This is a genomic window from Phytohabitans rumicis (assembly GCF_011764445.1).
In the GTDB taxonomy this organism is placed as follows: domain Bacteria; phylum Actinomycetota; class Actinomycetes; order Mycobacteriales; family Micromonosporaceae; genus Phytohabitans; species Phytohabitans rumicis.
Genome location: NZ_BLPG01000001.1, coordinates 4,246,948 through 4,258,507, shown reverse-complemented (window position 1 = coordinate 4,258,507; position 11,560 = coordinate 4,246,948). Strand labels below are relative to the sequence as shown.

At 70.8% G+C, this 11,560-nt stretch carries 14 protein-coding genes, 3 tRNA genes and 1 pseudogene; 6 read left to right on the top strand and 12 right to left on the bottom strand.

All coding sequences use genetic code 11. From position 1 onward, the window contains the following. Nucleotides 1-78 precede the first annotated feature (78 nt). Nucleotides 79-585, top strand: coding sequence for a SigE family RNA polymerase sigma factor (locus Prum_RS18910; protein WP_173077743.1), 507 nt, complete (start codon nucleotides 79-81; stop codon nucleotides 583-585). Between the two features lie 511 nt (nucleotides 586-1,096). Here the strand turns inward: Prum_RS18910 and Prum_RS18905 are convergent. Then, entirely contained in the window at nucleotides 1,097-1,645 is a 549-nt protein-coding gene (locus Prum_RS18905; protein WP_173077742.1) for a hypothetical protein, read from the bottom strand. Between the two features lie 114 nt (nucleotides 1,646-1,759). Here Prum_RS18905 and Prum_RS18900 point away from each other — a divergent pair, with 114 nt between their 5' ends. The 3 genes from Prum_RS18900 to Prum_RS18890 are packed head-to-tail and all read left to right on the top strand — an operon-like array spanning nucleotide 1,760 to nucleotide 3,662. Continuing rightward, nucleotides 1,760-1,930 carry a hypothetical protein gene (locus tag Prum_RS18900; protein ID WP_173077741.1) on the top strand — a complete coding sequence of 57 codons (171 nt, stop codon included), beginning with the start codon at nucleotides 1,760-1,762 and terminating at the stop codon, nucleotides 1,928-1,930. A gap of 41 nt (nucleotides 1,931-1,971) precedes the next feature. After that, nucleotides 1,972-2,517 carry a hypothetical protein gene (locus tag Prum_RS18895; RefSeq protein ID WP_173077740.1) on the top strand — a complete coding sequence of 182 codons (546 nt, stop codon included), beginning with the start codon at nucleotides 1,972-1,974 and terminating at the stop codon, nucleotides 2,515-2,517. Continuing rightward, entirely contained in the window at nucleotides 2,514-3,662 is a 1,149-nt protein-coding gene (locus tag Prum_RS18890; protein WP_246277975.1) for a PrsW family intramembrane metalloprotease, read from the top strand. Before Prum_RS18895 ends, Prum_RS18890 begins: the two co-directional genes overlap by 4 nt. A 246-nt stretch (nucleotides 3,663-3,908) precedes the next feature. On the opposite strand, the gene Prum_RS18885 is transcribed toward Prum_RS18890, so the two are convergent. The 3 genes from Prum_RS18885 to Prum_RS18875 form a co-directional block, all read right to left on the bottom strand. Beyond that, on the bottom strand, nucleotides 3,909-4,157 hold the full coding sequence (locus tag Prum_RS18885) for a hypothetical protein (RefSeq protein ID WP_173077739.1): 249 nt from the start codon (nucleotides 4,155-4,157) through the stop codon (nucleotides 3,909-3,911). Between the two features lie 98 nt (nucleotides 4,158-4,255). Next, nucleotides 4,256-4,888, bottom strand: coding sequence for a hypothetical protein (locus tag Prum_RS18880; RefSeq protein ID WP_173077738.1), 633 nt, complete (start codon nucleotides 4,886-4,888; stop codon nucleotides 4,256-4,258). Nucleotides 4,889-4,986: 98 nt separating this feature from the next. After that, entirely contained in the window at nucleotides 4,987-6,324 is a 1,338-nt protein-coding gene (locus tag Prum_RS18875; protein WP_173077737.1) for an ABC transporter substrate-binding protein, read from the bottom strand. Nucleotides 6,325-6,506: 182 nt separating this feature from the next. On the opposite strand from Prum_RS18875, the gene Prum_RS18870 reads away from it, so the two are divergent. Together Prum_RS18870 and Prum_RS18865 are read left to right on the top strand one after the other, a co-directional pair. After that, nucleotides 6,507-6,857: a PaaI family thioesterase gene (locus tag Prum_RS18870; protein WP_173083882.1), complete on the top strand. Its 351-nt coding sequence runs from the start codon at nucleotides 6,507-6,509 to the stop codon at nucleotides 6,855-6,857. 69 nt (nucleotides 6,858-6,926) lie between these two features. Beyond that, nucleotides 6,927-7,316 carry a hypothetical protein gene (locus Prum_RS18865; protein ID WP_173077736.1) on the top strand — a complete coding sequence of 130 codons (390 nt, stop codon included), beginning with the start codon at nucleotides 6,927-6,929 and terminating at the stop codon, nucleotides 7,314-7,316. Between the two features lie 2 nt (nucleotides 7,317-7,318). On the opposite strand, the gene Prum_RS18860 is transcribed toward Prum_RS18865, so the two are convergent. The 8 genes and pseudogenes from Prum_RS18860 to crtI form a co-directional block, all read right to left on the bottom strand. Further along, a complete protein-coding gene (locus Prum_RS18860) occupies nucleotides 7,319-7,576 on the bottom strand; it encodes a hypothetical protein (protein ID WP_173077734.1) in 258 nt (85 codons plus the stop codon). Between the two features lie 82 nt (nucleotides 7,577-7,658). After that, entirely contained in the window at nucleotides 7,659-8,057 is a 399-nt protein-coding gene (locus Prum_RS18855) for an NUDIX hydrolase (RefSeq protein ID WP_308785360.1), read from the bottom strand. A gap of 176 nt (nucleotides 8,058-8,233) precedes the next feature. Beyond that, nucleotides 8,234-8,307 (bottom strand) — tRNA-Phe (locus tag Prum_RS18850). A 35-nt stretch (nucleotides 8,308-8,342) separates the two neighbouring features. Beyond that, a tRNA-Asp gene (locus Prum_RS18845) sits at nucleotides 8,343-8,416 on the bottom strand. A 22-nt stretch (nucleotides 8,417-8,438) separates the two neighbouring features. Next, a tRNA-Glu gene (locus Prum_RS18840) sits at nucleotides 8,439-8,511 on the bottom strand. Nucleotides 8,512-8,649: 138 nt separating this feature from the next. After that, on the bottom strand, nucleotides 8,650-9,243 hold the full coding sequence (locus Prum_RS18835) for a polysaccharide deacetylase family protein (RefSeq protein ID WP_246278588.1): 594 nt from the start codon (nucleotides 9,241-9,243) through the stop codon (nucleotides 8,650-8,652). 282 nt (nucleotides 9,244-9,525) lie between these two features. Continuing rightward, nucleotides 9,526-10,071, bottom strand: coding sequence for an isopentenyl-diphosphate Delta-isomerase (gene idi, locus Prum_RS18830; protein ID WP_173077732.1), 546 nt, complete (start codon nucleotides 10,069-10,071; stop codon nucleotides 9,526-9,528). Then, nucleotides 10,068-11,536 (bottom strand): annotated as a pseudogene (gene crtI, locus Prum_RS18825) (phytoene desaturase family protein). The gene idi and the pseudogene crtI overlap by 4 nt, the downstream one beginning before the upstream one ends. Nucleotides 11,537-11,560 lie beyond the last annotated feature (24 nt).

Below are 11,560 nucleotides of genomic sequence, written 5' to 3'. Positions count from 1 at the left end.
TGGCGGAGAAAGAAGGTTCGCTCGGTTACCGGAACGTAATGCTTCAACCTTCCCGCCCGCTGCGGCGTCGTGTCAGGTGTGACCGTCGATGAGGGGTTTCGGGAGTTCGTCGAGCTGCGGTACGGCGAGCTCTTACGGATCGCGTACCTGTTGACCGGCTCGGCCCACGCCGCCGAGGACCTGTTGCAGACCTCGCTGCTGAAGGTGATGCGGCGGTGGAAGCGGGTCGACGAACCGATCGCGTACGTGCGGCGCACCATGATCAACCAGCACATCAGCGTGTGGCGGCGGCAGGGCGCCCGCGAGCTGCTGACCTCGATGGTGCCGGACCGGCCGGTGCGGGACCCGGCCGACCTGGTGAGCGACCGGCAGGCCCTGTACGGGGCGATGCGCCGGCTCACGCCGCGTACCCGGGCGGTGATCGTGCTCCGGTACTGGGCTGACCTGCCCGAGGCGGAGATCGCCGACCTGCTCGGCTGTTCGGTCGGGACGGTCAAGAGCCGCGCCTCGCGTGGCCTGGACCGGCTTCGTGAAGTGCTGGATTCCACGCCCGTCGCGGCGGATTTCGTTCCAAGGAGGGCCTGATGACGCTGGACGAGCTGGTACGGCGAGAGCTGTCCGCGATGGTGGAGGACGTGCTGCCCGAGCCCGATCCGCTGGGCCGGCTGCAGGCGCGGCGGCGGCGCGCCCGGCGTACCCGGACGATCGCGGCATGTGCCACCGCGATGGTGGCGGTGGCCGGCGTCGCGGTGACCACCGGCGGTCCTGGTGGCAGCCCGGCGCCCGACGTGGCACAACCGCCGTCCGGCCCGGCGGAGTGGGTGCGGCAGCTGATCGCCTCGCCGCCTCGCGGGGCGGTCGGGGCCGACGCGGCGTTCCGGCGGGAGCTGATGCAGATCGTCGCCCTGACGACCCGGCAGGGCACGGTGCGCCTGCTGTACGCCGACGACGTGGGTGACTCGCGGGTGGCGGTCGTGGCGTTCGTGCGGGGGGACGGCAGCGGGACCGGTACGGCGTGGATGGTGGCGCCGCGCGGGGCCACGGCATTGGTTCTCGCGAGTGCCCTGACCGCGGCGCCCCCGCAGCCCGACGCCAACTACAAGATGTCGTCCGGCGGCATGGAGCCGTTCGTGCTGGCCAACCTGAGCCTGTCCAGCACGAACGCGGCCATGGGCTCGATCTCGATCGGCATCGCACCCGCCGGCTGCCAGGTCTCCGCCGCCGACCTCCCGTCGGCCACCGCGTGGAAGGTCGAGCCGACCGGCTCGTACGTCGTGCGCGGCCCCGCGGACCACCGGGCCGAGTGGTGGCGGGTGACCTGCGACGGTGTGGTGCGGGCCGAGCAGCCGGCACCGGTCGCGGGTAGCCAGACGATCTCCGAGGCCGAGCTCGACCAGGCGTTGTCCGGGACGCGCGGCACGGTGGACCGCGAGCGGGCCCGCGAAGCGGTGGAGGCCAGCATGCTTACCCACGGGTACCAGCTCACCGAGCGGCCAGCCGTGGTCTGGGGTGGGACCCTGACCGAGCCGGACGGGTACGCCGGGAAGGCGATCGTGCTCGCCGCGCCGATCGTGGGCGGGGGCTGGATGGGCGATCTGACCGTCACGTCCGACAGGCCCAACGCGAACCCGCGCATCGTTGTCACCGGGCTGAATTTCTTCACCGAGTCCGAACCGCGGGCCAGGGGGTCGCGGTCATCCCCCTCGTCGACGACCTGGCGTACGCGATCGTCCCCGACGGGGCGGTTACGGCGCGGGCGATGCGGGGCGGGCGGGAGCTCAGCCGGGCGGACGTGCACGGCAACCTCGCGCTGCTGTCGATGCCCGCCGAGCCCGGCATCGGGGTGGAGGCGCTGGACGCCCAGGGCCAGATCCTCGAGGTGGGCATGGTCGGCGCCGGCCCGAGGCGTGGAGCGATCTCCAACTGGTGAAACGTCCGCGAGGAGTGGTTGGAGGCGGTTAGCGTCGAAACATGAGGGTCGCACGGGGCCGGCTGCTCCGGAACGCCGCCGGCAGCCTGGGCATCCTGGTGACCCTTGCCGTGATCGCCATCGGGCTCCCGGCGGTCGACCGGGCCGTGCCGGCCATCCGGCCGATCCCCACGCACGAGCCGTACGAGGTGGGCGGCGGGGTCACCGTACTGCCGCCGCCCGGCGCACAGCTCGACGTGACGCGCACCCGGCCCAGCGCCCAGCAGGGCACCGTGCTCTTCGTCCTCGGCCCCATCCGGTACGTCATCGTCGTCGCACCCTTCGACGGTGACCTGGATGGGGCCGTCGGCCGCCTGCGCCGCAAGGTCGTGAACGCCCAGGGGCGACTCGACGCCGGCCTCGCCACCGCCACCGGCAGCGGGCTGCCCGGCCAGCAGGGCGCCTACGCCACGCCGGACCGGACCGGCCGGTATGCGGTCTTCCTCGCCCCGCGGCTGTCCATCGAGGTGACGGTCAGCGGGAGCGTTCCTCTCCCGGCCCCGATCGAGGCCAGCATCCGCTCCATCGCCTATCGGGGGCGGGAGTGACGGCCGCGGCCGGGTGCCCCGGCGGGCACGGGGTGCCGCCACGCAGCGCCCGCAGCGCCCCCGTACACCCCACGCCGACCTGGGCGGTGGCCCGCAAGTCGCTGCTGCTGCCCGCGTTCTGGCTGGTCACCGGGCTGCTGGCGGTCGGTGCCGCGCGGATGGGCCTGTTCGTGCGGGACGCCCTCATCGAGTACCCGGTGGCCACCGCCGTCGCGCTGGCGCTCTTCGCCGCGTACGCGGTGCCGTTCTGGTTCTTCGTCGCCGCGCTCGACTACCTGGAGCGGGAGCCGCCGCTGCTGCTCGCCACCGCGTTCGCCTGGGGTGGCCTGGTCGCCACCACGCTGTCCGTGCCTGGCAACGCCGCGGTCCAGAACCTGCTCGCCAAGGCGTACTCGCCGGCGGTCGCCACGGCCTGGGGTCCCGCGATCGCCGGACCGACCATCGAGGAGGTCGTCAAGACGCTGGGCATCGTCGCGATCGTCCTGGTCGCGCGGGCCCAGATCAACAGCGTCCTCGACGGGGTCATCTACGGCTCGCTGGTCGGGCTCGGCTTTCAGGTGGTCGAGGACATCGTGTACGCGGTGAACGCCGTCGCCGCCGCCGGCCGGGGTGACGACGTGGGGCCGGTGGTGGCGACGTTCTTCGTCCGCGGCTTCCTCGCCGGGCTGTGGAGCCACACGCTCTTCAGCGCGCTCGCCGGCGCGGGCGTGGCCTCCGTCGTGGTACGCACCGACCGCACGCTCCGCTTCCGGCTGGGCGTCGCCGCGCTGTGCTTCTTCGGCGCCTGGGCCTGCCACTTCGTCTGGAACTCGCCGCTGCTGGCCGTGGACGTCGGCGACAACGGGTACGCCCTGATCGCCGTGCTGCTGGCCAAGGGGATCCCGCCGCTGCTCGTGATCCTGCTGCTGGTACGCGCCGCGCGGCACCGGGAGGCCGACTACTACACCGCGCAGCTGGCGGCGCTCCACGATCCGGACATCGCCACCCCGGCCGAGCTGCACGTGCTGAGCATGGGCCACCTGCGCGCCAACGCCCGCCGGTACGCGTACGCCCGGGCCGGCCTGCTCGGCCGCCGCGCTGTCCGCCGTCTCCAACGCGCCCAGGCGAGGCTAGCCGTGGCCATCTCGAGGGACGACGCCCCCTAATAGCCCACTGGCGCCAAGAACTCCTGCAACACCGCGCCCGCCTACGCACCCTAGCCCACCCCGAAGCCGTGTCCCCGGACGAACGCCGCGGCTCCATGCGCCGCCGCGCCCTGCTCCTAGCTGTGGCCCTCGTAGTAGTCGCCGCGCTCTGCGCCGCACTCTCCCTCTAGCCCGTCGATCTTGAAGTTGTCATGCCCAAATGTCGGAAATGGAACCTGACAACCTCAAGATCGACGGGTTTTATGGCTAGGCCGCCGGGGGGTGGCCGCCGTCGCCGTCTACCACCTGGTCCGGCGTGCCGTCCTCGTCTAGGTCGGTCATCGTGACGTTGACCTTGCCGTCCTGGTCGGTGTCGAACTGGAAGAGGTCCGCCTTGCCGTCGCCGTCCGTGTCGGCGGCCCAGACGTCCGGCTTGCCGTCGTTGTTGGTGTCTACCTTGATCAGGTCAACGCGCTCGTCGCCGCGCGTCTCGACAGTCTCCTGAGCCTCGCTCATGCCGCCATCCCTTCGATGTGGTCTGGTGCCAGTCCTACGGCACCATAAAGCAAGGCGCCCCACCTTGCTGGTGAGGCGCCTCCGCGTTGGCTATGGGATCAGCTCGCGGCGTACGGGTTGACCTTCTCCTCGGTCGGACCGTCACCCTCCGTGCCGTACACGACCGCGTCCGGTGCACCGTCGCCGTTGGTGTCGAGCCGCACGACGTCGGGCTCGCCGTCGTAGTTGGTGTCGGCGACCCAGGTGTCCGGCCGGCCGTCGTAGTTCGTGTCCAGCGTCAGGTGGTCGACCTGGCCGTCGTTGTTGTGGTCGGTGGCGACGTAGTCGATCCGGCCGTCGGCGTTCGTGTCGGCCAGCGCGGCGTCGATCTGGCCGTCGTCGTCGTAGTCCTTCAGGATCGTGTCGAGCTGGCCGTCGTGGTCACTGTCCACGTAGGTCGTTTCGGCGTACCCGTCGCTGTCGCGGTCGTGCTGAACCACGTCGGCGTACCCGTCACCGTCGACGTCCGTGACGACCTCGGTCGAGCCGTCGAGGTTGTGCTGCACGATCGAGTCGGGCTCGCCGTAGTGCGGCTCGGTGTAGTGCGGGTCGTGACCGGGCTCGTAGCCAGGCTCGTGACCGGGCTCGTAACCGGGCTCATAGCCGGGCTCGTGCCCAGGGTCGCTCGGGCCGAAGCCGTCGTGCCCAGTGCCGGTGTCTTCGGTCAGGGTCGGGTCGTCGAACTCGCTCATCGTGGGCTCCGTTTCGTTCGCTGCCTTGATGCTGGAAACCGTAAGGCCACCAGACCACCCCAGGGATCCCGGAAACGTGCCACACAGAACGACTAGGTCTAGTGTCGCAACTCCACTCCCGCCGCGTCGAGCGCCTTGATGACGTTCGCGGACTCGCCGAAACCGATCACCAGAACCGCGTCCGGCGCGAACTCCTTGATCTGCTTGGCGCCCTGCGAGAAGTCCAGCTTCGTCGCGGCGTCGGCCGGCGGGTCGTACGTCAGGAGCTTGAGGTTGTCGGCGCTGATGCCGGCCTTCTCCAACTCGGTGCGGACGTTGCCCTGCAAGCCCTCGCCGTACGCGTCCTTGCGCGCGACGATCGCGACCTGCTGCGGCCCGTCCCGCATGATGACGTCCGCGAGCGCCTTGCCCTGCAAGATGTCCGACGGCGCGGTACGGAAGTACAACCCCTTGTCATCCGCCTCGCTGAGCACGGCGGCGGTGTTGCACGGCGAGAAGAGGATCACCCCGGCCGCGACGATCTCCGGCAGCACGGCGGCCGAGATGCCCGAGGCACCGGCGCCGATGATGACGTGTACGCCGGCGTCGATGTGGGACGCGACCGTCTGCTTGGCTTTGTCCGGGTTGGTGCCGTCGTCACCGTCGACCCATTCGACCGGCTCGCCGAGCACGCCGCCCGCGGCGTTGATCTCCCTGATGGCGAGTGCCGCGCCGGCACCCATGGGCGGGAAGGCCAGCGCCAGGTCGCCCGTCTTCGGCAGCAGGCCGCCGATCTTGAGTGGCGCCCCGGTCTCGGTCTCGGCCCCCTCGCCGCGCGGCGTCGGAGACGCCTTCGTGGTCGTGGCCGACTCGTCGCCGGCGCCCACGAACTCGGTCTTGCCGTCGTCCAGCTTGTCGCTGGTGTCGAAGTGCAGCGTCGCGTAGCTTGCGGTCGACGGCTCACCGGCGTCAGTGAAGCCGCCCCGCTTGAGCGAGATGCCCCGGTACTCGAGGTCCCGCCCGGCCCGCGCCAACTGGAGGCAGGCACGCGGGGTGTCGCACCGGGTGCCGCTGGTGGTCACGCCGTTGACGTACTTCGCGATCTCGCTGGGGGTCGTGGTGCCAGCCAGTTCGGCCGCGATCGCGCTGATCACGATCGCGTCGTACGTCTCTCCCGAGTACAGGTAGTCGCCCAGATCGGGGTCGACCGACAGGAGACGCTCCTTGAAGTCGTCGGAGAGCGGGGTGAGGGGCGTGGTGCCCTTCATGCCGGCCAGCAAGCCCGCCTGATCCTTGAACTCCTCACCAAAGGAGTTGATCATGTTGCCGTCGGATCCGTACAGCCGGACCGGGCCGGCCGTCGTGCTGTCCGATTCGCCGCTGCTCGAACTGCAGCCGGCGATGGCGAGCAGGAGTGCGGTGCAGGCGGCGATGGATGTGCCGCGCAAGCCGTACATAGGGTCGTCCTCCCTCCCCGGGGGTCGGCGGGGGTCCGCTGGGCACACTAGCGTGCCATCCGTACGCAGTGTGACTGCGGTCGCAGGCCATTCTCTTACGGACCGGTAACCTGCGCAGCGTGGAACCTGAGACGGATAGCGTGACCGCGGTCTCTCCCGATCCCGGGGCACTCGCCCAGCGTATGGGCATCACCATCCTGGAGGTGTCGGCCGAGCGGGTGGTCGGCACCATGCCGGTCGAGGGCAACACGCAGCCCCTGGGCCTGCTGCACGGCGGTGCGTCCGGGGTGCTGGCCGAGACCCTCGCCTCGTACGGTGCCTCCATGCACGGGTATACGATCGGGCGCCCGTTCGCGGTCGGGGTGGATCTCAACGCGACCCACCACAAGGGGGTACGCCACGGCACCGTCACCGGGGTGGCCACCCCCGCGCACCGCGGCGGCACCGTCGCGACGTACGACGTGGTCATCACCGACGAAAAGGGCGACCGGGTCTGTACCGCGCGCCTGACCTGTCTCCTGCGGTCCGCCTAGCTCCTTTGCGTGCTGCGTAGATAGGGATTCACCGGGCGCGGCTTGACCCGGCGGCATACCCTTCGGCTCGTGACGGATGTTCCGCCCGAGGCGTTCGACGATGCCGCCCAAGTGCTCCGCAGTGCGTTGGCCGGCGACAGCGACGCAGTCGTAGGGACGTTCGACGCGGTGGTCGACCGCTCCGGGGTCGCCGGGGCGTACGACGTGGCCTGGTGCATCGCCGCCACGATGGTCGGCGACAACGTCCAGCGTGGCCGCTGGACCCTCGACTTCCCCGGCATCGACGAGGCGGGGTACGACGCGCGTTGGGTGGCCCGGTTCGTGAGCGCCTACGCCAACGCCGACATACCGACCGGCGAGGCCCTCTTCGGCGCCGCACTGGCCGACGGCCAGCTCCCCGAGTGCCTGCTGACGCTCGCCGGTTCGGCCGTGGCCACCCTGAAGCGCCGCGCCGCCTGACGTCACTTCGTGGCGGGCGTCGCTGCCAGCCATGGAAGGTGGGTGCGCAGCCAGGCGTCGACGCCGGGCAGCGCGAGGACCCGAGTGATCGCGGTCGTGACGACGATGACCTGCGCGATCGCGGGAACCGTGTCGATGCCGGCGGTGGCCGCCACCACCGGAATCAGGGTGAGCGCGCCGACGACGGCGGCGAAGATCGTACGGGCGGTGGCCCGCCACGGGTGCTGCGTCTGCGTGGGCGCGATCGTTTCCTGTGTCATGGAGCACCTCCTAGCTCGCTGATAGCGGGAGTCCCGCTACGCCTAAGAGGCGACGGAGTACGGCGGGGATACACCCTCGCCGCTACCCAAGATGCGGCTGCTCAACACCGGACAGATAGCGGTCGACCCTGAGCCGCATCGACCGGTCCATCCGGAGCGATCCGACGGCGTCCCGAGCCACCCAGCGAACCTCACGGGACTCGTCGCTGGGCGTCGGCGTGCCGCCGAGGGGCCGGGCCGTGAAGACGACCGAGAACTCCTGCCGGGCCTCACCGTTGCTGGTGTAGAGAATCACATGCCGCGGGTCGGTGTAGATGCCGACGAGCCCGGTGACCTCGACCCGTACCCCGGTCTCCTCCAGCGTCTCCCGGACGGCCGCCTGCGGCAGCGACTCGCCGAGGTCCATCGCGCCGCCGGGCAGCGCCCAATTGTCGTTGTCCGTCCGGCGGATCAGCAGGATCCGCCCCCGGTCGTCGGCCACGACGACGTTGACGGAGGGGACGACGCTGTTCGCCTTCGGCGCCCGGGGTCGTCGAAGTAGTCGATGCGGCCTGCCACGGTCGCAACCGTAACGGCGCTGGGACAGCCTCGCAGACATGAAGAACGCCCACCGGCGTTTCCGCTGGTAGGCGTTCAATAGCCCGGCGAAAGGCTATGTGGCCAGGGGCGGGGTCGAACCGCCGACCTTCCGATTTTCAGTCGGACGCTCGTACCAACTGAGCTACCTGGCCGGGTGCACCGCACATACTACCCGTACGGCAAGAAGCGGTCCTGACGGGACTTGAACCCGCGACCTCCGCCTTGACAGGGCGGCGAGCACTCCAACTGCTCCACAGGACCTTGCTCCGGCTAGGCCGGTCCGTGCCCCCAACGGGATTCGAACCCGTGCTACCGCCTTGAAAGGGCGGCGTCCTGGGCCGCTAGACGATGAGGGCGGCCCCGCCATCATTGCACACGCAATGCTGACAGCTGTGCTCCCATCCGGCCCCGCCGGAGGCTCCGAAAGCATACGTGACGCCGGACCTTCCCTCCAAACCGATTCGGGGCGCGCCGCATTCCCTCCCAAACACGGCTTAGCGCAGCAGGGTGATGCCGTACCGGCGCTTGAGGTCGCGGAGCACGGCGGGGCAGGCGCCCAGCGTGCCGGAGCGGTCGCCGCCGCCGTCGTGGAGCAGCACGATCGAGCCGGGCCGGACGGCGCCGATGACCCGGTCGTGGACCGCCTTGGCGCCGGGCTTGGCCCAGTCTTGCGGGTCGACGTCCCAGTCCAGCGAGATCATGCCGAGGTCGCGGGCGACGGCGATGGCGGCGGGCGTCCACTTGCCACCCGGGTGGCGGAAGAACTTGATCTTCGCGCCGGGTACGGCCTTGCGGATCTCCCGGTTGGTGGCTTCGAGGTTGGCCTTGATCTCGGCGGGTGGCTTGGTGCCCAGGTCCAGCTCGTGGTGCCAGGTGTGGTTACAGAGGGTGTGCCCCTCGCGGACGATCCGGGCGACCAGCGCGGGGTATTTGCGTACCTCGGTGCCGACCAGGCAGAACGTCGCCCGCACCCGGGCGGCGCGCAGCTGGTCCAGGATCTTCGGCGTCCACTCCGGGTGCGGCCCGTCGTCGAAGGTGAGCGCTACGCGCTTCGTGCCGGTGGTCCGCTTGGTGCCGAGCGGGCCGATGGTGGAGCGCGGGCCGGAGGGCTTCTTGGGCGTGCGCGTGACGGTGGGCGCCGGGGACGAGGAGGGCGTGGGCGAAGCCTCGGGAGGCGGGGCGCCGGGGACGCCGCCGGCGCGGGCCCCACGCCCAGGCGCTGCTGCGCGACGGTCTCGGCGGGATCCCGGCCCATCATCCAGCGCCCGCCAACCAGCAGCGCCAAGACAACGAGGGCGGCGGTGACGGCGGAGCGGTGGGACATGGGTCGCGGACTCCCGACTGTTCGGGAACAGAGCGACAAAACACTACTAGAGTGGCTCCCGAGAATCGAGGGTCACCGCTAGCACCCCACCCAGCCAGGGCGCGTACTCGTCGGGTCGGGCCTTGATATCAACGGAAAGCTCCGCCGGGGTCACCCACCGCAGCGCCGCCACCTCCGCCGGATCCGGATTCATGGGTACGTCATGGTCGTGCCGCCCGAGCAGGACGTGGTCGTATTCGACCTCGACCCGGCCGGTCGCCGGGTCGGCGGCGGAGTAGGCGTACACGCCGACCTCGGTCAAGGGGCCGGCGGCCAGGCCCAGCTCCTCGGTGAGCCGGCGGGCGGCCGCCTCGGTCACCGGCTGGCCCGGCTCAGGGTGCCCGCAGCAGGCGTTCGCCCAGCGCAGTGGAAAGCGCGTCTTGACGGCGGCCCGGCGCTGCAACAGGAGGCGCCCGCCGGCGTCGACGAGCAACACGGAGAACGCCCGGTGCAGCTGGCCCGGAGCCTGATGCGCCGCGTCCACGGTGGACTGGCCGATCGCGTGCCCGGTGTCGTCGACCAGCTCGACGAGGTGGGACTCCCGGGGACTCATCCGATGATCCGGCCAGCGGCCAGCTTGCCCGAGATGAGCACCATCGGCACGCCCACGCCCGGCTGCGTGCCGGATCCCACGAACACCACGTTGTCCAACGTAGGGTGCAGGTTGCTCGGCCGGAACGGTCCGGTCTGCCGGAAGTTGTGGGCCGCGGCGAACGGCGTACCGGCGGCCATCCCGGCGCCGGCCCAGTCGGCCGGCGTCACCACCCGGGACACCTCGACGCCCGCCGCGAAACCGCGGTAGCCGCGAGCCTCCAACACACCCATCAGCTCGTCGGCGTAGCGCCGGCCGAGGCCGCCCTGCCAGTCCAGACCTGACCCGCGGATCAGATTTGGGACGGGCGCGAGTACGTAGTACGCGTGCCGCCCGGCCGGCGCGAGCGACGGGTCGGTGCGGCTCGGGTTGGTCACCAGCAAGGACGGGTCGGACATCAGGGTTCCGCGCCGGATCACCTCGTCGAAAGTAGCCCGCCACGACCGTCCGAAGTGGAGATTATGGTGCGCGATCTTTGCGTACCCCTGGGAAGAGCCCACGTGCAGCACGACGCAGGACGGCGAATAGCGCAGCCTTGGCGGCGTGGATCCCACGAGTTGGTGGGCGACCGGCAGGTCGGGATTGAGCACGACGGCGTCGGCGGGGATCCGTTCCCCGCCCGCGGTGTGTACGGCGACCGCCCGGCCAGCGGCCGTCTCCACGCGGGTAACCGTTGTGCCGTAACGGATCCGGACACCGTGCTTTTCGGCGGCCCCGGCGAGCGCGCGCGGTACGGCGTGGATGCCGCCGTGCGGGAAAAACACACCGGCCACCGAGTCGAGGTAGGCGATGACCGCGTAGATGGCGAGCGCCTCACGGGGGCGAGGCCGGCGTACATCGCCTGGAACGAAAAGATCCGGCGGGTGCGCGGGTCCGCGAAGAACCGGTCCACCTTCGTCTGCAACCGCCGGAAGCCGCCCATCAGCAGCAGCCGCACCAGGTTGGCGTTGAGCAGGTCGGTGGGGGAGTCGAGGTTGCGCTCGATGAAGTCGGCGCGCTCCAGCCGCCACAGCCGCCGCGCGTAGTCGACGAAGCGCAGGTAGCCGTCCGCCTCCCGCGGGCCGCACACCCGCCCGATCTCACCGGCCATCCGGGCCGTGTCGGCGATGACGTCCAATGTGGATCCGTCGGGAAAGTGGGCCCGGTACGCGGGTTCGAGTGGGGTCAGCTCCAGCCAGTCGGGCAGCCGCTCGCCGACCGCGGCCAGCGCCTCGGCGACAAGGTCGGGCATGGTGAGCACGGTGGGCCCGGTGTCGAAGTCGTAACCGTCCACAGTCAACCGTCCGGCGCGCCCACCCGGGACGGCCTCGCGTTCGAGCACGGTGACCTCCCGCCCGGCGCCCGCGAGGTGCAGCGCACAGGCGAGACCACCCAGGCCGGCGCCGACCACCACCACCCGGTCGGTCCGGCCGGTAACTCTCCGCATGCAGGGGAGGGTACCCTTGCGGTC

Coding starts and splice junctions, on each gene's coding strand:
- Prum_RS18900 (WP_173077741.1), top strand. CDS start 1,760: ATGCGGGGCGGGCGGGAGCTCAGCCGGGCGGACGTGCACGGCAACCTC.
- Prum_RS18895 (WP_173077740.1), top strand. CDS start 1,972: ATGAGGGTCGCACGGGGCCGGCTGCTCCGGAACGCCGCCGGCAGCCTG.
- Prum_RS18885 (WP_173077739.1), bottom strand. CDS start 4,157: ATGAGCGAGGCTCAGGAGACTGTCGAGACGCGCGGCGACGAGCGCGTT.
- Prum_RS18880 (WP_173077738.1), bottom strand. CDS start 4,888: ATGAGCGAGTTCGACGACCCGACCCTGACCGAAGACACCGGCACTGGG.
- Prum_RS18875 (WP_173077737.1), bottom strand. CDS start 6,324: ATGTACGGCTTGCGCGGCACATCCATCGCCGCCTGCACCGCACTCCTG.
- Prum_RS18870 (WP_173083882.1), top strand. CDS start 6,507: ATGGGCATCACCATCCTGGAGGTGTCGGCCGAGCGGGTGGTCGGCACC.
- Prum_RS18860 (WP_173077734.1), bottom strand. CDS start 7,576: ATGACACAGGAAACGATCGCGCCCACGCAGACGCAGCACCCGTGGCGG.
- idi (WP_173077732.1), bottom strand. CDS start 10,071: ATGAGTCCCCGGGAGTCCCACCTCGTCGAGCTGGTCGACGACACCGGG.